Source organism: Xanthomonas sp. NCPPB 2866, from assembly GCF_041475745.2.
GTDB lineage: Bacteria > Pseudomonadota > Gammaproteobacteria > Xanthomonadales > Xanthomonadaceae > Xanthomonas > Xanthomonas arboricola.
Genome location: NZ_CM192975.1, coordinates 79,506 through 102,204, shown reverse-complemented (window position 1 = coordinate 102,204; position 22,699 = coordinate 79,506). Strand labels below are relative to the sequence as shown.

Sequence of the window (22,699 nt, the reverse complement as noted above, 5' to 3'; positions counted from 1 at the left end):
GCAGTAATGAACCTGCTCCTGCTGTTCCCCGCCGGCCTGGCCGCGTTGGCCGCACTGCTGCTGCCGTTGCTGATCCATCTGGCCCGACGTAGCGAACACCGGCCCACCGACTTTGCCGCATTGCGCTGGCTGCGCGCGCAGCCGCGGCCCCGGCATCGGCTGCGTTTCGACGAATGGCCGCTGTTGCTGGTGCGCCTGCTGCTGCTCGCCGCAGTGGCGCTGCTACTGGCCGAGCCGGCCTTGCGTGACCACCAGCAGGCGCGCCCGCGCATTGCGGTCAGCCCCGGCGTGGATCTGGCCGCGGCCCGGGCGCTCGGCCACCCGGCCAACGCGCAGTGGGTGTGGCTGGCCCCGGGCTTCCCGCCGATCGCTGCCGATGCCGCACACCCACCTGCCACGCCCGCCGGCACCGCGCCGCCGGTCGGCAGCCTGCTGCGCGAACTCGATGCCAGCCTGCCGCCGGACACCGCGCTGCGCGTGATCGTGCCCAGCCAGTGGGGGCCGCTGGATGCGCAACGCCTGCAGCTGTCGCGCGAGGTGCGCTGGCAGGTGCTGCCCGGCCAGTCGCCGGCGGCCGCCGTGGCGCCCGTCCCACCGTTGCGGCTGCAGGCAATCGCCGACACCCCCACCGAGCCGGCCCTGCGCTATCTGCGCGCCGTGCATGCCGCCTGGGCACTGCCCGGCGCATTGCCGGTGAGCGCCCCCAGCGCGGCCGAGCCGGCACGCTGGCCGGCCGGCACGGTGGTGGCCTGGCTATCGCAGCGCCCACCACCGGCGCCGGTCATCGCCTGGGTCGCGGCCGGCGGGCAGCTGCTGCTCGATGCGCAGACGCCGGCCCCGCCCGCACTGGCTGGCCCGCTGCAAGCGCTACTGCAGGACGCACACGGCGCCGCGCTGATCGATGCCGCAACGGTCGGCCGCGGCCGCCTGCTGCGCTGGGCCGCGCCATTGCAGCCGCAGCGGCTGCCGGCGCTGCTGGATGCCGACTTCCCCACCCGCCTGCACGACGCCCTGCAGTCGATACCCGCACCACAGCGCGCGCTGGCGCAGACCCAGCAGCCGCAACGCGGCCCCGCCATCCGCCTGGCCAGCGCCCCCTGGCCGCTGGCGCCGTGGCTGATCGGCCTGGTGCTGCTGCTGTTTGCGATCGAACGCTGGCTGGCCACCGCGCCCCGCCGGAGCCGCGCGGCATGAGCACGCCGGCCCTGCACCACGCCTGGCAGGCCGCGCGGCGGCGGCAGGCCGCAGGCGTGCTGCTGTGCGGGCTGCCGCTGGCCGTGCTGCCGGCGCTGCTGGCGTGGCGCACCGGTCCGCAGCCGGCGATCCTGCCGTTGCTGCTCCTGGGCCTGCTGGCGCTGATCGGCGTGGCGCTGCTGGCGGCACGCCGGCTGGACCAGACCTGGCTGATCCGCCGGCTGGATCGCGAAGCGGATCTGGAAGACAGCAGCGACCTGCTGTTCGCCCCGGCCGGGCAGCTCGGCCCGTTGCAGGCCCTGCAGCGCCAGCGCCTGGAACAACGCCTGCGCAGCACCCCGCGTGATCTGCGCCCGGCCTGGCCCTGGCGGCGCGCCTTGGCATGGGGCTTGCCCGGCCTGCTCGCCTGCGCCGCGGTGCTGCTGTGGCCGCACACCGCTCACCGGCCCACCGCAGGCAACGACCGGATCGCCGCCGCACGCGCCGGCACCGGCGCCCCCACCCTGGGTCAGGCGCGGCTGCACAGCACGCCGCCCGCCTACACCGGCCTGCCGCCCGCACGCCTGCCCGGCCTGGATGCGCGTGTGCCCACCGGCACCCGGCTGCACTGGCAGCTGCAGGTCAACCCGGCCCCGCGCAGCGTGGCGCTGCGGCTCAGTGACGGCCGCAGCATCGCGCTGGCCCGGCAAGGCAGCACCGATCAATGGCAGGGCCAGTGGGTCGCCGAGCGTGCCAGCCTGTACCGCATCCTCATCGACGGCGCGCCGGCCGACCGCCAGCTGCATCGCCTCGACGTGCTGCTAGACCGCCCGCCACAGGTGCGCGTGCTGGCGCCCGAACAGAGCCTGCTGCTGTGGACGCCGTCCCAGACCGGCAATCGAGGCTGGACGCTGCGCTTCGAAGCCAGCGACGACTACGCGGTCGCCGCCAGCGCCGAGCTGCGCCTGACCCTGGCCCAGGGCAGCGGCGAGAACATCACCTTCAAGACCCAGCGCCGCACGCTCGGCGGCAGCGGCCCGGCCCGGCTGCGCGGCTTTTCCACCACGCTGCAGCCGCAGGCGCTGGGCATGGCCGCCGGCGACGACCTGATCGCCCAGCTCATCGTGCACGACACCCGCCAGCCTGGCCCGCAGGAAGGCCGCAGCGCCAGCGTGATCCTGCGCTGGCCACCGCCGGAGCAGACCGTGGCCGCCGGCCTGGAGGCCAGCGTCAAGCAGACCTTGCCGGCCTACTTCCGCAGTCAGCGCCAGATCATCATCGATGCCGAGGCGCTGCTGAAGGAAAAGCCGCGCCTGGACCCGGCCACCTACCTCAAGCGCGCCGACGCCATCGGCGTGGACCAGCGCCTGCTGCGGCTGCGCTACGGCCAGTTCCTGGGCGAAGAGAGCGAAGGCGCGCCCAAGGGCCCGCCGACCGCCGACGAAGCGCCGACCAGCGACGCCCCGGCCGACGATCTGCCCACTGCCGACATGCCCACCGCGGATGCGCCGGCAACGCCTGCGGCGCCCGCGCCCGCCCGGGACGAACACGGGCACGATGCGCACGACCATGCCGCCGAGGCCGGCGCTGCCGCGCTGGACGACCACGACCATGCGCATGGCGACGGGGCGCCGGAGCGCGGCGGCTTCGGCCAGGCGCAGGACGTGCTGTCCGAGTTCGGGCACACCCACGACCATGCCGAAGCCGCCACCCTGCTCGACCCGCAGACCCGCGCGCTGCTGCGCGCCGCGCTGGACCAGATGTGGCAGTCCGAGGGCGAGCTGCGCCAGGGCCACCCGGAGCGTGCGTTGCCGTTTGCCAACAAGGCGCTGGGCTTCATCAAGCAGGTGCAGCAGGCCGAACGCATCTACCTGGCGCGGGTCGGCACGCAGTTGCCGCCGATCGACCCCGGCCGCCGCCTGAGCGGCGACCGCGCCGGCCTGGGCGACCGTGCCGCCGGCCTGGACAGCCGCCCGGATCCGGACCCGTCGGCGCTGCAGTTGTGGGATGCCCTCGGCGAGCAGGCCCCGATACCCGACGCCACCCTGGCCCGCTACGCGCAGTGGCTGCAGGCCCAGCAGGAGCGCCTGCAGGATCCGCTGGGCCTGGCCGCGGCGGTGGAAACCCTGCGCGCCGAACCCGCTTGCGCCAGCTGCCGCGCCCAGCTGCGCGCCCAGGTCTGGCGCACCCTCGTCGCCCCGCCGGCCCCGCCGCACCGCCGCGCCCCTGCCGACGCGCGCGGCCAGCGCTATCTGGATGCCCTGCGCCAGGAGCCGCAACCATGATGCTGCCACTGCCCCGGTTGACCGCACGCGGCAGCGTGCGCCTGCTGCATGCGCGCGCGGCGACCCGCCGCGTGGGGCCACGGCGGGCTGGATGTACGCAAGCGGAGCCGCAGGCATGACGCTCGCGCTGCCCTGGCTGGTCGGCAGTGCCTCGCTGCTGCTGGTGATGCTGAGCTGGTTCCGGCTGCTGCGCGCACATGCCCGGCAACCACGCGCCCGGCTGTGGCTGTTGCTTGCCGCCCAACCGCTCCTGGCCGGCCTGCTCTACCCGGTGCTGCTGCCGCCGCCGCGCGCCGGCAGTACGAGCGAACTGCATGTCGCCACCGCAGGCACCCGGGCAGACCAGGTTCGCCCGACTGCAGCGTCGTGGGTCGCCCTGCCCGAGGCACCCACCTTGCCCGGCGTGGCACGCGTGCCGGACCTGGCCACCGCGTTGCGGCGCGCGCCCGGCACCACCGCGCTGGTCGTGCATGGCAGCGGCCTGCCGGCGCGCGACCGCGACGGCCTGCGCGTCCCTGTGCGGCTGGCGCTGGCTCCGGCGCCGACCGGTCTGGTCGCCGTCTCCACGCCGCCGCCGGCCGCACCCGGCGAACGCATCGCCATCAGCGCGCGTGTGCAGGGCCTGCCGGGCGCGCGGGTGGAGCTGCTGGATCCTGCCGGGCAGGTGGTCGACACCGCCACCGCCGATGCGGCCGGCCAGGTGCAGCTGCGTGGTCCGGCGCGCGCACCGGGGCAGGTGCTGTTCGCGCTGCGCCTGCGCGATGGCGCAGGCGCCGAACGCGGCCGCGTGCAGGTGCCGGTGCTGATCGCCGCGGTGCCGTCCGCACGCGTGCTGTTGCTGGCCGGCGCGCCGCAGCCGGAATTGAAATACCTGCGCCGTTGGGCCAGCGATGCCGGCATGCAGGTGCGCAGCCAGATCGCCGTCGGCCCGGGCGTGCAACTGGGCGAGGGCGCTGCACTGGATGCCGCCAGCCTGGATGCGCTGGACCTGCTGGTCATCGACCAGCGCCGCCTGGTCGCCCTGGGCAACGCGCAGCGCCAGGGCCTGCGCGCCGCGATCGGCCGCGGCCTGGGCGTGCTGGTGCGCACCGACGGCCCCCTGGATGCTGCCGCCCGCGCCGCGCTCGGCGAGCTGGGCCTGGCCGTGACAGGCGGCAGCACCGGCGCAGCGGTTCCCGCGCCGCGCTCGCTGGCATCGCCCGGCGCCAGCGACGCAGCCGCAGCGCCGGCCGACGCCGCGCCACTGCCGCCCCTGCAACGCCGCACCCTGCAGCCGCAACAGGCCGATGCCGTGATCGCCGCACGCGCAGACGACGGCAGCGCGTTGGGCTGGTGGCGGCCGCAAGGCCGCGGCCGCATCGGCATCGGCCTGATCGAAGACAGTTTTGCCCTGGTCCTGGCCGGCCGCAGCGACCTGCATGCCGCGCTGTGGGCGCAGCTGGTGAGCGCTGTCGCCCGCGCAGGCGGCAGCGCGCCGGCTGCGGTGCAGACTGGCTGGTCGCAGCACCGCATGACGCTGTGCGGTGTCGCCGCGGACGCGGCCGTCATCGGCCCTACGGGCGCATCTCAAGCGCTGCTGATCGATCCCACCAGCGGCGCGCGGGCCTGCGCCGCCTACTGGCCCACCACCGCAGGCTGGCATCGTCTGCAGACCGGCACCGAACAGCGCTGGCTCTATGTCCGCGCGCCCGGCGATGCCCCCGCGCTGCACACCCAGCAGATCCGCGACGCCACCGTTGCGATGGCCGCCATCGACACGCCCGCAAGCGTCGGCACGCCAACGGCGCAACCCGGCGCCCGCTGGCCCTGGCTGCTGGCCTGGCTCACGCTGGCCGCAGCACTGTGGTGGCTGGAACGACGCCGGCGCTGACTGCGGCAGTGCACGGCCACATCAGCGCAGGCCCGCGTGCGGCGCGCTTTCCAGGGCCTTTGCACTCCACTGCGCTGGAAAACAGCAGTGCTGCAACATCGGCAACGTCTTGGTGACACATTCAACGCGACTGACGCGACCACACCCGGCAACAGTTGTTCGCCGGCAGGGCCACATCGTCGATCAACCGCAAACCCACCGACGACGCCAGTGCATCCACCGCTTCGGCATCGCGAATGCCCGATGCGGCATCGCGCTCGCGCAACATCGCATCGAACGCGCGATTGCTCTGGCTGGTGAATTGGCCATCGCGATTGAACGGCCCATACACCACCAGCAGCGCATCCGGTGCCATCACCGCCGGCAGCCCTGCAAACAGCGCCTGTACCTGCGGCCAGCCCATGATGTGCAAGGTGTTGGCGCTGTAGACCGCGTCGTAGCCGGCAGGCTCGCCCGCCTGCGCAGGCGGCAATGGCGGCGTGGGCGCCAGGCCCGGTGTCGGCGTCAGCACCGCCTGCAATGCAATCGGTGGCGGCGTATTCGGTAATGCCGCCTCGTCCAGCCACTGCGTCATGCCCGGCAGATGGTCGGCATGATCGCTGGCCTGCCAGCGCAACCACGGCATCGCCGCGGCAAAATGCACCGCGTGCTGCCCGGTCCCGGCGCCGATTTCCAGCACATTGCGGCGGTCGGCAAAGTGCCGTTGCAACACCTCCAGGATCGGGTCGCGGTTGCGCGCGGAGGCTGGCGAAAAGGGTTTGGTCATGGAAGACATCCAGGAAGAGCGAACCCGATTGTCGCGCGCGGCGGCGGCGTTGCGCAGTGCGCACGAGGGCATCGATGCGGCGCCGCGCCCGCATGCGCATGCGCGTGCATCAACGCAGGCCCGCAAATTCCGTGGATGCTTGCAGGTTGCCTGGATGGCGCCTGCGGCCTGCCCGCCGCAGATGCGCGGCACCGCGGGGCGTTAGGTTCAACGCGCCGCCGGCAATGCGTCATACGCACGTCGCACCGCGTCCTCGCCATAGCGCCGCTCCAGCCGGCGCACGATGAAGTGCCCGCGCGCCATCGCCTGGAAGTGGCGCATGAACACCGTATTGAGGGTTGCGCCGCTCACCGCACCGACCAGCGGCACTGCCTGCACGGCGAGTTTTTCGCCGACATTGACCGAGAACTTGGCCGCAACGCGCGACACCAGCGACACCAGCACCGGCGCGCCCTTGCTGGCAAACCCGTGTGCGGCAACGTATTGCGCCGCAGCGCTGAGTTGTTGCGCCATCGCCGCGCGTACCGCGAAGTAGCCCGATTCGGCGCCATCGTCGCCGACACTGCGCCCGCCATGCGCCAGCACTTCCAGGCAGGCCAGCGCGGTGTCCGGATCGTGCAGCGATTCGCCTTCGGAACGGGCGATATCGGCGATGGAGCGCAACATCACCGTGGTGGTCACCGGCAGCTCCACCAACAGCCCGGGCAGGCCGAAGAATCCGCCCGCACCACCGGCGACAGCCACCGCCATGGTGTGGCGTGCGGTGGACGCAGGCTGCTGCAGATCGGTCGTGCCGCGCAGGCTCAGTAATGCCGATTTCATCGCCACCTGCAGCGCGCGGCGGGTCACGCCGTCGATGCTGCGGGTAACCAGTTTCGGCAGCCGTCGGGTGATCAGGCTCTCGATCGGCGCGCCCATTGCATTGGCCAGTCGGGCGGCCACGCCGGGGTTTTCCAACAGCGCGTGCGCGGTGGCCAGATCGCGTTGCGCGGCAACGTCCATCACCGGGATCGGAAGCGTCGTCATGCCTGCTCTTCGTCGTTGGGGGCTTGCACCGATGGTACCCAGCGCCATGTGAGCGCCGGACGAGCGAACTCGGCAAGCGAAAAACACCATCCTGCAATTGGCTGGCAAAATGCGCGATCATCGGGGTTCAAGCAGCCAATGCCGATCACATGAATCGTGAGATCCGCCACAGCATCGTCATTGCGGCCGCGCCGGAAGTGGTCTGCGCCGCTTTGTCAGAGCCCATGCAGCTGGCGCGCTGGTGGACGCGCGAGGTGAGCCTGGTCGAGAACCGGGTGCGGCTGGACTGGAGCCGGCAGGGCTGGCGGGTGGAGCTGAGCATCGACGACGGCGCCGACTACCGCCTGGTGCGCTGGCGCTGCCACGCCTCCAACATGCTCGACACCGACGCCTGGAAGGGCACGGTGATGCGCTTTGACCTGCATTCCACCAGCCAGGGCACGCAGGTGGAGTTCGAACACTCCGGCTATCGCGACTCGCCCTGCAAGGAAGCCTGCGCACGTGGCTGGCGCTTCTTCCTGGGCAGCAGTCTCAAGCGCTATGTGGAAACCGGCGAAGGCATGCCGTCGGCCGACATGCGCGACCCCTAGCTGCCCGACAGCGGCGGTCGCACGCTGCGCTAGTGGCGGCTGATGTCACGGCCGCCTGCTGGCATAAGGGCGACACGGTAGACGCCGATCCATCAAGCCACGCGCCCTGGCGTGCCAACTGTCGTCCCCGATGGCGACATAGCGGACCGCTCGCTCGCGCCGGGTCCGCTTACGCCGTATGCGGCTGGCCCATGGCAGGCGCCGTGCTGCCGGGCAGCTGCGCATCCACCGTCACCGGGCTGTCGCTGCGCAGCAATGCGCGCGCCTCGGCATCGGTGGCCACCGCCGGCGGCGAGCCGCGCAGCGGCAGGCCGGCGGTTTCGCGCACGAACAGCATGGTCACCAGGCCGATCGCCGCCGCGCCCATCAGGTAGTACGCCGGCACCAGCGGGTCGCCGCTGCGCTCCACCAGCCAGGCGGTCACCAGCGGCGTGGTGCCGCCGAACAACGACACCGACACGTTGAAGGCGATCGACAACGCGCTGTAGCGCACCGGGGTGTAGAACAGCGCCGGCAGCGTGGACGGCATCGAACTGGTGAAGCACACCAGCGCCAGGCCGAGCAGCATCAGGCCGGCGAAGATCAAGCCGTCGTGGCCGCTGCCGATCAGCAGCAGGCAGGGGATGGCCAGCGCGAACAACGCAATGCAGGCGCCGATGATCATCGGCCGGCGGCCCAGCCTGTCGCTGAACAGGCCGCCGACGATGTTGAGCGGCATCATCACCAGCATCACCAGAATGATCAGCAACAGGCCCTTGCTCTCGGCGTAGCCCATGGTCACGCTGAGATAGCTGGGCATATAGGTCAGCAGCATGTAGTCGGTGACGTTGAACACCAGCACCAGCCCCACGCACTTGAGCAATTGCGGCCAGTGCAGGCGCAGCATCGTCAGCAGGCCCTGCGCGGCGGTTTCGCGCTCGCGTTGTTCGGATTGCTCGGTATAGGCGCGAAATGCCGGGGTTTCTTCCAGTTTCATGCGCATGTACAGGCCTAGCAGGCCCAGCGGGCCGGCAATCAGGAACGGCACGCGCCAGCCCCAGTCGAGCATCTGGGCCTGGGTTACGGTCATGTGCAACACCGTCACCGTGGCGGCGCCGGCGATGTAGCCGCCCAGGGTGCCGAATTCCAGCCAGCTGCCCATCAATCCACGATTGCGGTCGGTGGCGTATTCGGCGATGAAGGTCGCCGCGCCGCCGTATTCGCCACCGGTGGAAAACCCCTGCAACAGCCGCGCCAGCAACAGCAGCGCCGGTGCCCACAGGCCAATCTTGGCGTAGGACGGAATCAGGCCGATGCTGAAGGTGCCCAGGGCCATCAGGATCATGGTCGCGGCCAGCACCTTCTGCCGCCCGTAGCGGTCGCCGAGCGGGCCGAACACCAACCCGCCGATCGGCCGCACCAGGAAGGCGACAGTGAAGGTGGCAAAGGTGGCGATCAACTGCGCGGTGGGATTGCTGGCCGGAAAGAATACCTGCCCCAACGTCACCGCCAGATAGCCGTACACGCCGAAGTCGAACCACTCCATCGCATTGCCCAGCGCGGCGGCGCCTACTGCCTTGCGCAGCATGCCGCGGTCCACCACGGTGACTTCGTCCAGTTGCAGTTGGCGGCGGCGCTTGAACCAACCGAAGTGCGAGGCAATCGCGCGCGTGTCGTGCATGTGTTGTGTCTCCATGTGCGGCCATCGCTGCCCGCTCGCCCTGGCAACGCACAGGACACGGCGCATCACGCAGGCATGGCAATGGCACATGCACAAGATGACGCCGGAGGCATTCCCGGACGGCCGCGTGGACTCAGCGACGCTGCGGGACAGACGACCAAGGGATGGGCAATGCCCAAGGGCTTGATCAGCCCGTTATGGTACTACAGCGCGCAGATCGCTGCAGCCGCGCTACGGTAGCAGCACGAAAAACTGCTTGTTTCAAGGCAGTTGGCGTGTTTGGCGCGTACCTTGCGCCCTCGGTGCACTGCGCATGTCCTGCCGTAGTGCACGCCATCGATCTGGCGCCGTGCATGCTTACACCAGCGCCTCACCCAGCTGCGACAGCAGCGGTTGCAGATCCTCGCGCGTCTGCGGGCGCACGGCGCGCGCCACTTCCACGCCGTCGCGCAACAGGATGATGGTCGGCCATAACGTGACGCGGAACGAGCGGCCCAGGGGCCGCCCTTTTCCATCTTCGATCTTGCGGTAGTCGAGCGCCGCCACGCCACCCAGCAGTTTCTGCAGCAGCGGTTGCGCGGCAATGCAGTGGCCGCACCAGTCGGTGCCGAACTCCAGTACCTGCAGACCGGCCTGTGCCTCCACCTCGCTGCGTTCGGGCGCCTGGGTGGCGTAGTCGCGAACAAACCCCATCGTCTAGCCGCTCCGGTGTGCTTACGACAACGCGCGCTGGATCTCTTCCAGCGGCAGGTTGGTCAGGTCCTTGGCCAGGTCGCCGACCAGGCGCTGCTGGGTTTCCTTGTGCAGCAGCGGGCGCACGCGACCCAGCGTGGTCGGGTCGGCGACCAGCACCAGGTGCGTGTACTCGTGCTTCAGCGCGCCATCGTTCAAGGCGTGCGACAGCTGCTTGGCGAAGGTCATTTCATCCATGTCCGCCTCGCTGAGATCCTGCGGCGCCTTGCCGGCCGGGCCATCGTCGTCGACGTTCTGCACATCGGTGCGCGCGTGCTGGCGCAGCACCACCTTGGCTTCGTTCCCGGTGTTGGTGAACCAGCGCGCTTCGCCACCATCGGCCACCACCACCAACGCACCCTGAGGAATTTGCAGACTCATTCGATTCTCCTGATAGAACGGCGCTGCATGTGCAACGCCAGTCGGCCTCAACCTAGGTGAGAGGATGTAAGCGCCGCGCCTAGCCGGTGTCAGCGTGGCGTTAGCGTGGTGCGGCCAGCGGCGGAGGCGGCAGGCCCAGATGCTTGCTGAAGAAACGCGCGGCCACCCGCAGCGCCTGCTGGCTCTCCGGCAGTGCATTGGTGAGGTGGAAGGCGTGCCCCAAGCCATCCCACACATGCAGGTCCGATTCGCGGCCCAGATCCACCAGGCGCGCATGCGTGTAGGCGGCATTGCTCAGCTCGGCAGCACGCGTGGCGGTCAGAAACAGCGTCGGTGGGAACTGCTGCAGTACCGCATCGGAAAACACCGGCGACACCAGCGGGTCGTGGAAGTCCACGTTGTCGCCGTAGTACAGGTCTTCCCAGATCGGCAACGCACCGGCCTTGTCCGGCAACAAGGCATCGTTGACTGCCGCCACCACAATGCGCGAATCGCCGCGGTAGCGCGCATCGCCTGCGGCGCAGAACAGCCCGGCCGCCGCCGGCATCGGCAACTTCTCCTTGGCGAACCACGCCAGCGATTCACCGGTGAGCACGCCGCCTGCCGAACAACCGAACAGGCCGATGCGCTCTGGCGCATAGGTCTTGAGCGCGGCGCGATACACCGCCGCCACATCCTCGCTGGCAGCCGGGAAATGGTGCTCGGGCCCCATGCGGTAATCCACCGCAACCACGGTCATGCCGGTCATCGCCGCCAGCGGAATGGCTTCCATCAAGCCGAACGATGCCGCGCTGCCCATCACGAAGCTACCGCCATGCAGTTCGATCAACATACGCTTGGCCTGCTCGGGTGTACGCGTGCGCGGCTCCACCCGCAGCACCGGCACACCGTTCCAGGTTTCGGGCGTGATCTCCACCGCGTAGCGCGTGCGCAGCTGCGCAATCACGCCTTTGGCCCAACGCTCGGTGTCGGCGCGGATGCTCGGCAATTGCTTGAGCAAGGTGGCGTTGTCGGCCTTGTCCAACGGATCGGCGCGGGCCACCCCGGCGGCCATATGCGCACGCGCGGCCGGGCTCAGATATTCCGACACCGGCAGGTCGAATGCGGGCACATGCCGGATGCCATCGGGGGCCGATGCGGCCGCCGGTGGTGCCGGCTCGGCGGCGATTGCGTGCACGCTGCACGCGGTACAGATCAACGTGAGCGCCAGCGTCTTGTTCAACCAATGACGTGTCATGCAGTGCCCTCCCAGGCAAGTCGAACCGCCAAGGATACCGTCAGCGGCCGGCTTGCATCGCGTGCAGATAATGGCGCTGCATGTAACGACGCGATGTAACGCAAATGCTGCAACTACGCACACCACAGCGTGCAATCGGAGCATCGCATCAAGCGTGCGCTAGCGTTCTCTATCGCAGGCAGGTTGATGCGTTTGCTTGCATCGGGCGGACATCGACATCGCGGTCACCGGCACCGCCACGGCGTGTGCCGGTGCATCGACGCATGCACTGAAGTCATGCGCTCAGACGGCAGATGTCGACGCTGCCGTTGGTGGCAGATGCTGCAACGCCTGCAGCGTGGAGGTGGTCAGTGGCGACGGCAGTGCGTCCAGTGCGAACCAGCCGATGTCGGCGATCGCCTCGGGCTCGCGGCGCTCGGCGTGCTCGCTACCCTGGATCGCGGCCAGATACACCGGCGCGACCCAATGCTGCGGCGGCGTCAGGTCCGGCTCGAAGTAGCTGACGATGCACAGCACGCCTTGCAGTTGCACGTGCAGGCCGGTTTCTTCCAGCACTTCGCGCACCACCGCGTGTTCCACCGTTTCCATCCAGTCCACCTTGCCGCCGGGCAGGCCCCAATGGCCTTGCTCAGGTGCACGCCCGCGCTGCACCAGCAGCAGGCGGCCATCGGCGCGGCGGATAAACGCGCCGCAGCCAACGCGTGGACGTCGGTCGGTATCGATTGAGTTGGACATAGGCATTCCGGATGTTGTGGCGCGTAGTGTCCCAGATGTGCGGCAGGCAGGTGGTGCATCTGCGCCCTGCATGCCGGTGGCGAGGATGCCGGCAAGGCTGCGCGATGCCGCAAGTCGATGCGGTGCATCGCACGCGCCTGCTCGCGTGATGCGCAGGGCGATCACTATGGCGCCGCACCAAGCAAGCACCCGCTGGATCGAATCCACGCACCTGCAAGTGCATGCGCATACGGAGCGCCTCTCCACGCCTATCCACGCTGCCTTAGCGCCAGGTTGGCGAGGATGCGTGCAGCCCGCGCCGTCATGGCGCACCGTCTTGGAGGTTGGAATGTCGCGTATCGTCGTGATCGGTGGCCATGGCAAGGTCGCGCGTCTGCTGACGCCGTTGCTGGTGCGCGGTGGGCACTCGGTCACCGCACTGTTTCGCAATCCTGCACACGCAGACGATGTGATTGCCGACGGCGCCACCCCGCAGGTGTTCGATATCGAACAGGCCGACACCGATGCGATCGCCGCGCAACTGGCCGGCCACGATGCGGTGGTGTGGTCGGCCGGCGCCGGTGGCGGCGATGCGGCGCGCACCTACGCGGTGGACCGCGATGCGGCGATCCGGTCGATGCATGCCGCCGCGCAGGCACGCGTGCGCCGTTACGTGATGGTGTCCTATCTCGGCGCCGGGCTGGAACACGGCATCGGCCCGGACGATGGCTTCTTCGCCTACGCGCAGGCCAAGGCCGCCGCCGATGCGCAGCTACGCACCACCCCGCTGGACTGGACCGTGCTGGGGCCGGGGCGGCTCACGCAGGAGCCGCCAAGCGGCCGCATCACCCGCGATCCGGGCAGCGATGCCGATGGCGGCGTGTCGCGCACCAACGTGGCGCAGGTCATCGCCGCAGCGTTGGCCATGCCGGCCACCATCGGCAAGACGGTGGGCTTCATCGACGGGCAGACGCCGATCCAGCAGGCCTTGTCGCAGCTGGAATGAACGCCAGGCCTATCGCGATGCCTGCGCGCGGTGCACCGTGCACCGGCCTAACGAATTCCTAAAGCCGGCCTCGGCATAGTCGCGGGCGCAGCCCATCGTGGAGGTCGCTTATGTCTGCATTCGTCACGCCACGCCGTGCCGGCATCCTGCCGCCGTACCTGCTGGACCATGTGGCCCAGGCCGCGCCCGAGCATGCGCGCCAGTGCGCGCTGCTGTCGCGGCAGATCACCGCGCAGCTGCGCCAGCAGCGCGCGCTCGGCCTGCTCGCACGGGCCCAGGCGCTGGCCGCCGATGCTGCCAGCACGCCCACCACGCAGGCCGTGCAGCGGCAGATCTACGACGCCCAACAAGGCACCGCGCTGCCCGGCACCCTGGTGCGTGCCGAGGGCGCTGCCGCCACCGACGATGTGGCGGTGACCGAGGCCTACGATTATCTCGGCGCCACGCACGACTTCTTCCAGACGGTGTACGGGCGCAATTCCATCGACGGCGACGGCATGCCGTTGATCGGCACCGTGCATTACGAGCGTGGTTACGACAACGCCTTCTGGAACGGCGAGCAGATGGTGTTCGGCGATGGCGATGGCGAGGTCTTCAACCGCTTCACCATCGCCATCGACGTGGTGGGCCACGAGCTGACCCACGGCGTGACCGAGCGCACCGCCAACCTGATCTACCAGGGCCAGTCCGGTGCCTTGAACGAGTCGCTGTCGGATGTGTTCGGCGTGTTGATCAAGCAGCACTCCTTGCAGCAGCAGGCAAGCGAGGCGGACTGGATCATCGGCGCCGGCTTGTTGATGCCCGGCATCAACGGCGTTGGCCTGCGCTCGATGCGCGCGCCCGGCACGGCGTACGATGACCCGGCCCTGGGCAAGGATCCGCAACCGGCCAGCATGGCCGGCTACGTCGACACACAAGAGGACGATGGCGGCGTGCACTACAACTCCGGCATTCCCAATCACGCGTTCTATCGCGCAGCCGTGGCCATCGGTGGCCACGCCTGGGAGAAAACCGGCCGCATCTGGTACCGCGCGCTCAGCGGCGGCAACCTGGCCGCCGGTGCGGATTTCGCCACCTTTGCCGCGCTCACCGTCAGCATTGCCGGTGTGGACTACGGTGCCGGCAGTGCCGAGGCAACCGCGGTGCAACAGGCCTGGCGCGACGTGGGCGTGCTGGCATGAGTCCACAGCGTCCGCCAGTGGATGCAGGCGTGACCTTGCGGCTGGCACGCGAAGGCGGGGTGGCCGCCTTCCCCGCCATGCGGCGCGAACGCCAGCTGGTGATGGATGACCTGGACGAGGCGCAGCGCCTGCAGCTGCGCACCTTGCTGGACCAGTGCCTGGTGCATGCGCTGCCGCGCCCGCAGGCCGGTGGCGGCGACCGCCGTTATTTCAGCATTGCCTGGGACGGTGCCAGCGAGCCGCTGCGCATCCCCGAGGAACATGCACCGGCCGCGATCGTGCGGCTGTGGAAACAGGGCACGCTGTAGCGCGCCTGTGCCGCGATGCCGCCGCAAGCGATGCCGCGCGCGTGCCCATCGCCATCCACAAACGAAGACACCGCGCAGTGCGCGGTGTCTTCGTATCGAAAGTGGTCCAACTGCGGATGCCTGCACCCTTTAAGCTGCCTAGATGCTCTAGGGCTGCACAGCTGGTGACGCATAGTGCGGCCTGCGGCGTTAGCGCCACGTGCAGCGCAGCAGTCAACTTGAAGACACCCCACTCATCGCTGCAGTGCAGCAGGTCATTGCCGGTATCCGGCCCTGGCGCGCGCATGTGGCGGGCGCCATTGGCATCGCACGCCGCCGCACGCCTGCATTGCCGTCAACACCGGCTTCGCGGATAGTCGCTGCACCGATCGGACGACTCCTGGACCTTTGTGATTGTGTTGCTGCTTGCTGCCGGACTGCTTGCCGGCCTGGGACTCGCCGGCGTCGTCGCCTGGCTGCTGCTGCGCCAGCGCGCGCGCACCACGGCTGCATCTGCCGCGTCTGCCACCGTCACCCATGCCGCAGCAGCGCCGCACGTGCCGCAGCCGGTGGCTGAGCAGGTGCGGGCGCCGCAGCAGGCCCAGGCGCATGCCGCCGCTGCAGCACAGCCCCTGCCGTCCGGGCCGCCACCGATGCAGCCGCTGCTGCGCCGCATGTATGCCGCGGTGATGTCCACCCCGGCGCTGGCCGACGGCCACCTGCCGACCGACCCGGCCCAGGCCGCGGTGCTGGCGGCGGTGGGCGCTGCGCTCGACCACGTGGACCTGCGCCCGCAACTGTTGCCGCGCCGCCCGCAGTTGTTGCCGCAGCTGATGCGCGCGGTCAACGACCCGGATGCTTCCGGCCGTGGCATCGCCGCGATCATCGCGCAGGACCCGGCGCTGGCCGCCAACCTGCTGCGCATCGCCAACAGCGCGCTGTATCGCCCGCAGGGCGGCCCGCTGGAAAGCCTGGAGCGGGCCGTGGTGCATATCGGCACCGAGGGCGTGCGCCAGATCGTCGCCGCCGCGGTGATGCAGCCGGTGCTGAGCCTGGAGGGCGGCCTCTACGCGCGCCTGCCGGCGGCGGTGTGGGACTACGCCCTGCGGACCGCCGCCGCCGCAGCCGCCTACATGCGCGAGCGCGGTGGCGACACCTTGTCGGCGCAGCTGGCCGGCCTGCTGCAAGGCCTGGGCGCGGTGGTGATCCTGCGCGTGCTGCGCGATGCCTACGCCGAGCGCCCGAGCCTGCCCTACAGCCTGGAAGTGGCCGCCGCGCTGGTCGAGCGCCACACCGCCGCCGTCGCCAAGACCATTGCCACCACCTGGGACCTGCCCGCCGCGCTGGGCACCGCCCTGGACGAGCAACGCCCCCAGCACGACACCACCCTGCTCACCAGCTCGCTCGGCATGGCGCTGCGTTACGGCCGGCTGGCCGCCGCGCTGGCCATGCTCGCCCGCCACGGTGCCGAGCAGGAGGAGCATGCGCTGGGCGTGCTGTCCACGCTGGAGCCGGACCACGCGGCCAATGCCGCGCTATGGCAACGGCTGGTCGCCGCCAGCGTGGAGTGAGGCCGGCCCGGTCGCTGCAGGCCGGGCACACGCACCCGCCCTGACCGGCGCATGCGCAGCGCCACCGCTCAGCACTCGCTTGCAATCATCTCCTTGACCCGCGCCGCCAGCAGGCTGACGCTGAAGGGCTTGGCCAGCACCGCCATGCCCGGTTCCAGGTGGCGGTCGTTCAACTGCGCGTGTTCGGCAAAGCCGGTGATGAACAACACCTTGAGCCTAGGCCGGCCCACGCGCGCCGCATCGGCCATCTGCCGGCCATTCATGCCGCCGGGCAGGCCCACATCGCTGATCAGCAGGTCGATGCGCGCCGGCGATTGCAGGATGCCCAGCCCGGTGGCGCTGTCGCCGGCTTCCAGCACGGTGTAGCCCAGCTCTTCCAGCACCTCGGTGAACAGCAGGCGGATGGACGGTTCGTCATCGACGATCAACACGGTTTCGCCGGCCAGCGAGGGCGCCAGTTCCAGCGTGGCGGCACCGCCGTCGCTGCTGTCGTCGGCACCGGCATGCCGCGGCAGGTAGATGCACACCGTCGAACCCTTGCCCACTTCCGAATGGATGCGCACCTGCCCGCCGGATTGCTTGGCAAACCCGTAGATCATCGACAGGCCCAGGCCGGTGCCCTCGCCGATCGGCTTGGTGGTGAAGAACGGATCGAACGCGCGCGCCACCACGTCCGGCGGCATGCCGGTGCCGGTATCGCTCACGCACAGCGACAGGTAGTGGCCTTCCGGCATGCCCAGCTGCTGGCCCATCTCGCGGTCGATCCGGCGGTTACTGGTCTGCACGCACAGGCGCCCGCCGTCGGGCATTGCATCGCGCGCGTTGATGCACAGGTTGAGCAGCGCGTTCTCCAGCTGCGGCGCATCCACCAGGGCCAGCCACAGCTCGGCCGCGGCAAGGTTTTCCACACAGATCCCCGGGCCCACCGTGCGCTGGATCAGCTCCAGCATGTCCACCACCAGCCGGTTGACGTTGGTCGGCTTGGGCAACAGCGTCTGCCGCCGCGCAAATGCCAGCAGCCGGTGGGTCAGCGCAGCCGCGCGCGTGGTGGCGCCTTGCGCGGTGGCCACGTAGCGCTCCAGGTCGCGGAGGCGGCCTTGCTCGATGCGCAGGCTCATCAGCTCCAGCGCGCCGGAAATGCCCGCCAATAGATTGTTGAAGTCGTGCGCCAGCCCGCCGGTGAGCTGCCCCACCGCTTCCATCTTCTGCGATTGGCGCAGCGCCTCTTCCACCGTCATCAGCTCGCGCGTGCGCTCGGTGACCCGCTGCTCCAGCGTGTCGCTCAGCTCGCGCAGTGCCGCCAGCGCGCGGTCGCGCTCTTCCGACAGTGCGTGGCGCGCCTCGATGTCCAGCAGCACGCCGGGAAATCGCAGCGGCGTGCCATCGGCGCCCTTTTCGACCCGGCCATTGGCTTCCAGCCAGTAGTACTTTCCGTCGCGCCGCTTGACCCGGTACTGGTGCGCGTAGGCACCGCCACGGGCGAGCGCTTCGCCAATGGCCACGCGCAGCCCCTCGCGGTCGTCCGGGTGCACGGTCTGGATCACCTGCTCCAGCGACAGGCCGGTGCGGCTGGTGGACGGATCGAAGCCGAAGTTCTGCGCAAACGCCTCGTCCACCGAAAACGCGTCCGTGGGCAGGTCCCAGATCCAGGTGCCGATGATCGCCCCGGCCGCCAGCGCCAACTGCACGCGCTCGGCATTGCGGCGCGCCACGGTTTCGGCCTCCAGCGCGCGATCGCGCTCGCTGGTGCGGTTGACCACCTCGTGCACCAGGTGGGTGTTCTCGTTGCTCAACATCGCGTGCTGGATGTCGCGGTTGCGGTCGGCCGCCACCTGCGCGGTGGTTTCGATGGCGATATTCATCAGCCCCACGATGCTGCCGTCTTCGCCGCGGATCGGCGAGGCGGTGGCATTCCAGTAGGTCATCTCGTTGACGCCGTTGCGCAGCATCGGCAAGGCGATGACCCCCTGGCCGAAGCCCTCACCGGTTTGCATCACCCGGGCGAAGTCCTGTGCGATGGGCGCGTAGGTTTCCTTCCACACCTCGGTCACCGGCTGGCCCAGCGCCTGTGGATGACGGTCGCCCATCGATTGCACGTACACGTCGTTGTAGAGCAGGCGCAGCTCCGGCCCCCACAGCACCGCACCGAGCAGGGTGGAGTTGAGCACCACCGACAACGACGAGCGCAGCGACTGCGGCCAGGTCTCCGGCGCGCCCAGCGGCGTGGCGGCCCAGTCGTGTGCGCGCATCAACGCGCCCATCTCGCCGCCCCCCGCAAGAAACTCCAGGCCGGCGGACTCGATGGCGGGGCGCTGTGTGCTCACGTGACGGCATTGCCTGGCGGAAAGTGCGCGCATTGTGGCACGCAGCGACCTCAGCAAGCCGTGCAGACGCGCGCGTGCCCCGCGGTGGCGCTGCGCGCCAGCTGGGCGTGCTGACGCGGGGATGACGGCATGCCCACGTCGCACTCACGTCCTGCGGGTACAGACTGGGTTGCAACATCCCCAACCGTATGAGGCACCCCGTGGACAAGAACCGTATCGAAGGTACCGCCAAGCAGGTCAAGGGTTCCATCAAGGAAACCGTTGGCCGTGTCACCGGCGACAAGAGCACCGAGCTGGAAGGCGCTGCCGAAAAGAATGTCGGCAAGGTGCAGAACAAGGCTGGCCAGGTCGCCGACAAAGTGCGCGACGCCGCCAAGTAACGCTGGCAGGTCAGCACCGTAGGCAGGCATTACGCCCGCCGCGCTGAAGCAGTGGATTGGCCGTCAGGCGTCACGCACGACGTAGACGGTGGATTCCACTTCGGCGAGAGATCGCACCAACGCCCCGACATGATCGGGGCGTTGGCGTTGTGGGGTTTGGAAATGGTTTTTGATTTACCAGGCTGACGGCCAGGAGTGTGTGCACGTCGCCGCAACGATGATCGAGCCATGTGCACGCGCACAACGCACTCCCTGGGCTGCGTCCTAAACGCCGGCCTTGCGCCCGCGTGCAGCGGGCCGCTTCGCAACGCTGTCGCCATGTTGCTGCCACCACGCGGTCAGCGCTTCCATCGTTGGGCCCAGTCCGCGCGCCTTCGGCGTGATGGCGTATTCCACGCGCGGTGGCACCTGCGCAAACACGGTGCGCGTGACCAGGCCATCTGCTTCCAGCTCGCGCAATTGCGCGGTGAGCATGTGCTGGGTAACGCCGGGGATGGCCTTGCGCAGCTCGCCGAAGCGATACACGCGCTGATTCAGCAGCCACATGATTTCCAGCTTCCATTTGCCAGACAGCAACGCAAATGCGCGACGCATCTGTTCGTGCATGTTGCGCTCGCCGTCCTCAATGGTCTGCTTTTTCATACTAAGCCCCGGTGATTCATCCTACTTTTCAATCGATATCTTAGGCGACATTCTGATGGCCGGTTGCATTTAAATATTGACTGGCAAACACCATGAGCATTTCTATTTACTGGATCAGTACCGCACTGCTGTGCCTGTTGTACCTGGCCTCTGCCGGCATGTATCTGGCCAGGGGCGAGTTCGTGCGCAAGGCGCAAGCCGAGCTGGGGTATTCGGCACCGTTGCTGGTGCCCTGGATGATCGTCATCAAGATCCTGGGCCCGGTGGCGATTGTGTGGCGCTTCAACACCGCGTTGAGCGATCTGGCCTACGCCGGCATGTTCTACCACCTGCTGTTGTCGGGCATGGCGCATCTGGGTGTGCGCAAGCCCAAGGACACGGTACCGGCCGTGTTGGGGCTGCTCTTCCTGCTCGCTTCGTTCGGTACGCAGAACGCCGCGCGCCAGCCGCCCTCGCCCTACGCACCAACTGCAGCGGCCATCCACGCAACGCTGCAGTAACGCGACACAGGGTGGACGCTGCCAGCTGGGCGGCTGTGCCGCACCAATTGCCAGCACGCTAGATGCAACTGCGATTCCGCTGCAGCAATGGGCACAGTGCCTGTAGCACCTGTCCGAGCAGCTGGTTTGATGCCTCGTTATGCGTCGCTCGCATTGCCTGGGAGCACGTGCTGGCAGTAGCGCCACTCATGAACGGGCTGGTCGTCCAAGTAAACATCTGGCTTGGGCAAGAAGCCTTCGAAGCACTTTTCGATGCCCAGCTCCACTGCCGAGTCGCGGGCATACTCCGCTCCGCCGGAACTCCAGAGGTAAAGCGCTACTCCTTGCTGGTGCAACTCCCGCACGCGGGCGATGACAGGCGGCATGGGAATGCGTTTGGTGCCGAAGGTGCGAACCAATGTGTCATCAACATCTACAAACACCACACGTTGTTTCATGGGGTACCTAGAGTTTTAACGAGGAGCGAAGCGGCGTCGGTAAAAATAAAATGACGCGACCCACGAAAAGAAATTCCAAATATGGCTAGGATCCTTGCCGAGTCATGGACTACCGTCAATCTTTCTCACTTCCGTCGATGCGCTTTGACGCCTGATGCTAGCGAGTGACAGAGCTCTCATGGCGTCCAACGACTGGTGTACGGTCGGAATGCGGCGTCACACCATCCTCGCCTGACGCTGGATTAGCCTCAATAATTGAGCTATCAGCCATCGTATTCGATCAAGCCTGTGGCTTGCGAAAGGTCTGCAATGAACTGTGCGATACGCGCATCGTGAGAGGCCGAGCGAAACGCAGCTGCCTGTTGCGCGCATGTCCGAATGAGGGCCTCCTTTTCTTCTGCCGATGAAGATTGCAGCTCTGCTGTCATCGCCTCCATCGCTGCAACCGCCGAGTCCGGATCAACGACGTCATTGCCGGAAAACTCCAGGAAGACAAAAGCGGCGATAAGAGGTTTGCAGAGATTTTCCATAAAGTCCGGCGAGTTGGATTCCTGAGTGGACCAGGAGAGACTCTAGCTCCTGGTGGTGAACGGCCTTGACTGGCCGTGATTGCCAACCCGAGCGATGCATTGCCCTGGCGTTACTCGCCCACCGCCGCGCGGCAGGCGGCCAGGGCGCGGCTGATGTGTTTTTCCACCATCTTGACCGAGATGCCCATGACGGCGGCGACTTCCGGGTAGGTGAGGCCGTCGAAGCGGTTGAGCATGAAGGCCTGGCGGCATTTGGGCGGCAGCGCGGGCAGCGTGTGGGTGTGCAGGTGCTGCAGGGTGCGGCGGGCGTCCACCAGCTGGTCCACCGCCGTGCCGGTGGCGGCAAGCGGTTCGCTGCCCTCCAGCGGCACATGGCGGGAGGCGTGCCTGCGGTGGCGCGTGCGCCAATGCTCCAGCACCACGTTGTGGGCAATGCGGTACAGCAGCAGCTTGTAGCTGTGGATGTCTGGCGTGTCGCGGTAGCCCAGCAGGCGCAGCAGCGCTTCCTGGGCGAGGTCGGCGGCGGTGTGCGGGTCGCGCAGGCGCCGCCGCATGTAGGTGAGCAGCTCCGCCTGCAGCTGCACCACGGCCTGGTCGAAGCGCTCCCTGGCTGGCGCGCGCTCCTCGCGCACCTGCCAGCGCGTGGTGACGCGGCCGAGCGCGTAGGTGCCCACCACGGGCGCGCGAGCCGGCAGCTCGCGCACGGCGTAGGCGCTGCGGTGGCGCCAGGGGCGGCTGCCGTATCGATCAACCGTCACCCCACTTGCGGCGTGCGCGCGTGCCGCGACCGCCTGGCCGATGACACCGTGGCGGTCTGCACGCGACGCGCCGGTCATGCCCTCACTCATCATGCGACGTCTCCAGCAACGGGCCGGGCACATGCGGTGCGCATATGCGCTGCGGCGTGATCAGCGAGGGTCTACAACGCTGATGACCAACTCGCCATCGCGCTGGCGGATGTGCAGCTTGCTGCCGATGGCAAAGCCCAATTGTTCCAGCCAGCGGCCGCGCAGGCGCAGGGTGGGAATGCGCTGGTGACTGTCGGGATAGTACCCATAGCCGACGGTGCACTGCTGCGGCGCACGTGGGCGGCCGGGCCGCCGTGGTGTGCGGGGTTCGGCGCGAGGTTCGGGGACGGGCGTGCGCTCGAGGTAGCGCCGCGGCTGGATCGAGGGATCCAGCGAACGCCAGACGACTTCGGTAGGCGGTGGTACCGTGGCGCGCTTGCGCGATGGCTTGGGACTGGACGTGGACCGACGCATGGCAAAGCCCTCCTTGACGAACAGGCCCCGCCGCCGGGCGGCGACGGGATGTCGGGAGGTTAGAAACCGCAGACAGACGGCGGGCGTATTCCCCCGAAGGGTGTTGTATTAGCCGCCCTCCCGACGCAGGCATCGCGTCGGTTGT

The 22,699-nt window shown here is 68.8% G+C and carries 23 protein-coding genes; 10 read left to right on the top strand and 13 right to left on the bottom strand.

All coding sequences use genetic code 11. The features are described from left to right. Nucleotides 1-6 precede the first annotated feature (6 nt). From ACCQ04_RS00425 to ACCQ04_RS00415, 3 genes are read left to right on the top strand one after another with little or no spacing between them, the layout of a single operon-like run. A complete protein-coding gene (locus tag ACCQ04_RS00425; protein ID WP_226427110.1) occupies nucleotides 7-1,194 on the top strand; it encodes a BatA domain-containing protein in 1,188 nt (395 codons plus the stop codon). Next, a complete protein-coding gene (locus ACCQ04_RS00420; RefSeq protein WP_226427111.1) occupies nucleotides 1,191-3,458 on the top strand; it encodes a DUF4175 domain-containing protein in 2,268 nt (755 codons plus the stop codon). Before ACCQ04_RS00425 ends, ACCQ04_RS00420 begins: the two co-directional genes overlap by 4 nt. Then, nucleotides 3,430-5,328, top strand: a complete 1,899-nt coding sequence (locus tag ACCQ04_RS00415; protein ID WP_372358625.1) for an amino acid adenylation domain-containing protein — start codon at nucleotides 3,430-3,432, stop codon at nucleotides 5,326-5,328. The genes ACCQ04_RS00420 and ACCQ04_RS00415 overlap by 29 nt, the downstream gene beginning before the upstream one ends. 121 nt (nucleotides 5,329-5,449) lie before the next feature. On the opposite strand, the gene ACCQ04_RS00410 is transcribed toward ACCQ04_RS00415, so the two are convergent. Together ACCQ04_RS00410 and ACCQ04_RS00405 are read right to left on the bottom strand one after the other, a co-directional pair. After that, on the bottom strand, nucleotides 5,450-6,094 hold the full coding sequence (locus ACCQ04_RS00410) for a DUF938 domain-containing protein (RefSeq protein WP_226428014.1): 645 nt from the start codon (nucleotides 6,092-6,094) through the stop codon (nucleotides 5,450-5,452). A 207-nt stretch (nucleotides 6,095-6,301) separates the two neighbouring features. Beyond that, nucleotides 6,302-7,096, bottom strand: a complete 795-nt coding sequence (locus ACCQ04_RS00405) for an EcsC family protein (protein ID WP_226428018.1) — start codon at nucleotides 7,094-7,096, stop codon at nucleotides 6,302-6,304. Nucleotides 7,097-7,269: 173 nt separating this feature from the next. On the opposite strand from ACCQ04_RS00405, the gene ACCQ04_RS00400 reads away from it, so the two are divergent. Continuing rightward, nucleotides 7,270-7,710, top strand: coding sequence for an SRPBCC family protein (locus ACCQ04_RS00400; protein ID WP_226428013.1), 441 nt, complete (start codon nucleotides 7,270-7,272; stop codon nucleotides 7,708-7,710). Between the two features lie 169 nt (nucleotides 7,711-7,879). Here the strand turns inward: ACCQ04_RS00400 and proP are convergent, their stop codons facing one another. The 5 genes from proP to ACCQ04_RS00375 all read right to left on the bottom strand — a co-directional run bounded on the left by proP (nucleotide 7,880) and on the right by ACCQ04_RS00375 (nucleotide 12,461). Beyond that, entirely contained in the window at nucleotides 7,880-9,370 is a 1,491-nt protein-coding gene (gene proP, locus ACCQ04_RS00395; RefSeq protein WP_024940035.1) for a glycine betaine/L-proline transporter ProP, read from the bottom strand. Between the two features lie 357 nt (nucleotides 9,371-9,727). Further along, complete coding sequence (locus tag ACCQ04_RS00390) at nucleotides 9,728-10,063, bottom strand: thioredoxin family protein (RefSeq protein ID WP_024940036.1); 336 nt, start codon at nucleotides 10,061-10,063, stop codon at nucleotides 9,728-9,730. A gap of 21 nt (nucleotides 10,064-10,084) precedes the next feature. Then, on the bottom strand, nucleotides 10,085-10,483 hold the full coding sequence (locus tag ACCQ04_RS00385; RefSeq protein WP_016902952.1) for a host attachment family protein: 399 nt from the start codon (nucleotides 10,481-10,483) through the stop codon (nucleotides 10,085-10,087). Nucleotides 10,484-10,583: 100 nt separating this feature from the next. Further along, complete coding sequence (locus tag ACCQ04_RS00380; RefSeq protein ID WP_039517982.1) at nucleotides 10,584-11,720, bottom strand: alpha/beta hydrolase; 1,137 nt, start codon at nucleotides 11,718-11,720, stop codon at nucleotides 10,584-10,586. 282 nt (nucleotides 11,721-12,002) lie between these two features. Continuing rightward, on the bottom strand, nucleotides 12,003-12,461 hold the full coding sequence (locus ACCQ04_RS00375) for an NUDIX hydrolase (RefSeq protein WP_226428011.1): 459 nt from the start codon (nucleotides 12,459-12,461) through the stop codon (nucleotides 12,003-12,005). 322 nt (nucleotides 12,462-12,783) lie between these two features. Between ACCQ04_RS00375 and ACCQ04_RS00370 the strand changes: the two genes are divergently transcribed. The 4 genes from ACCQ04_RS00370 to ACCQ04_RS00355 all read left to right on the top strand — a co-directional run bounded on the left by ACCQ04_RS00370 (nucleotide 12,784) and on the right by ACCQ04_RS00355 (nucleotide 16,479). Then, nucleotides 12,784-13,440, top strand: coding sequence for an SDR family oxidoreductase (locus tag ACCQ04_RS00370; protein ID WP_226428010.1), 657 nt, complete (start codon nucleotides 12,784-12,786; stop codon nucleotides 13,438-13,440). Nucleotides 13,441-13,550: 110 nt separating this feature from the next. Further along, nucleotides 13,551-14,621 (top strand): M4 family metallopeptidase, encoded by a 1,071-nt coding sequence (locus ACCQ04_RS00365; protein ID WP_226428009.1) that lies wholly within the window; start codon nucleotides 13,551-13,553, stop codon nucleotides 14,619-14,621. Then, on the top strand, nucleotides 14,618-14,929 hold the full coding sequence (locus ACCQ04_RS00360; protein ID WP_026064425.1) for a protealysin inhibitor emfourin: 312 nt from the start codon (nucleotides 14,618-14,620) through the stop codon (nucleotides 14,927-14,929). The genes ACCQ04_RS00365 and ACCQ04_RS00360 overlap by 4 nt, the downstream gene beginning before the upstream one ends. Nucleotides 14,930-15,318: 389 nt before the next feature. After that, the gene (locus tag ACCQ04_RS00355; RefSeq protein ID WP_226428008.1) at nucleotides 15,319-16,479 is read left to right on the top strand and encodes an HDOD domain-containing protein; all 1,161 of its coding nucleotides are present in this window, start codon (nucleotides 15,319-15,321) and stop codon (nucleotides 16,477-16,479) included. 68 nt (nucleotides 16,480-16,547) lie between these two features. Here ACCQ04_RS00355 and ACCQ04_RS00350 read toward each other — a convergent pair whose 3' ends face one another. Further along, nucleotides 16,548-18,836, bottom strand: coding sequence for an ATP-binding protein (locus ACCQ04_RS00350; protein ID WP_255618947.1), 2,289 nt, complete (start codon nucleotides 18,834-18,836; stop codon nucleotides 16,548-16,550). 167 nt (nucleotides 18,837-19,003) lie between these two features. Between ACCQ04_RS00350 and ACCQ04_RS00345 the strand changes: the two genes are divergently transcribed. Continuing rightward, nucleotides 19,004-19,183 (top strand): CsbD family protein, encoded by a 180-nt coding sequence (locus tag ACCQ04_RS00345; RefSeq protein WP_016902944.1) that lies wholly within the window; start codon nucleotides 19,004-19,006, stop codon nucleotides 19,181-19,183. A 264-nt stretch (nucleotides 19,184-19,447) separates the two neighbouring features. Here the strand turns inward: ACCQ04_RS00345 and ACCQ04_RS00340 are convergent, their stop codons facing one another. Then, nucleotides 19,448-19,825, bottom strand: a complete 378-nt coding sequence (locus ACCQ04_RS00340) for a winged helix-turn-helix transcriptional regulator (RefSeq protein ID WP_065033249.1) — start codon at nucleotides 19,823-19,825, stop codon at nucleotides 19,448-19,450. Between the two features lie 92 nt (nucleotides 19,826-19,917). On the opposite strand from ACCQ04_RS00340, the gene ACCQ04_RS00335 reads away from it, so the two are divergent. Continuing rightward, nucleotides 19,918-20,325, top strand: a complete 408-nt coding sequence (locus tag ACCQ04_RS00335) for a DoxX family protein (protein WP_226428006.1) — start codon at nucleotides 19,918-19,920, stop codon at nucleotides 20,323-20,325. 137 nt (nucleotides 20,326-20,462) lie between these two features. Here the strand turns inward: ACCQ04_RS00335 and ACCQ04_RS00330 are convergent, their stop codons facing one another. The 4 genes from ACCQ04_RS00330 to ACCQ04_RS00315 all read right to left on the bottom strand — a co-directional run bounded on the left by ACCQ04_RS00330 (nucleotide 20,463) and on the right by ACCQ04_RS00315 (nucleotide 22,554). Further along, complete coding sequence (locus tag ACCQ04_RS00330) at nucleotides 20,463-20,762, bottom strand: DUF705 domain-containing protein (protein WP_226428005.1); 300 nt, start codon at nucleotides 20,760-20,762, stop codon at nucleotides 20,463-20,465. Between the two features lie 263 nt (nucleotides 20,763-21,025). Continuing rightward, complete coding sequence (locus tag ACCQ04_RS00325; protein ID WP_226428004.1) at nucleotides 21,026-21,292, bottom strand: hypothetical protein; 267 nt, start codon at nucleotides 21,290-21,292, stop codon at nucleotides 21,026-21,028. A 110-nt stretch (nucleotides 21,293-21,402) separates the two neighbouring features. Then, nucleotides 21,403-22,140, bottom strand: a complete 738-nt coding sequence (locus tag ACCQ04_RS00320; protein WP_226428003.1) for an RNA polymerase sigma factor — start codon at nucleotides 22,138-22,140, stop codon at nucleotides 21,403-21,405. Between the two features lie 60 nt (nucleotides 22,141-22,200). Then, nucleotides 22,201-22,554 carry a SymE family type I addiction module toxin gene (locus ACCQ04_RS00315; protein WP_102255320.1) on the bottom strand — a complete coding sequence of 118 codons (354 nt, stop codon included), beginning with the start codon at nucleotides 22,552-22,554 and terminating at the stop codon, nucleotides 22,201-22,203. Nucleotides 22,555-22,699 lie beyond the last annotated feature (145 nt).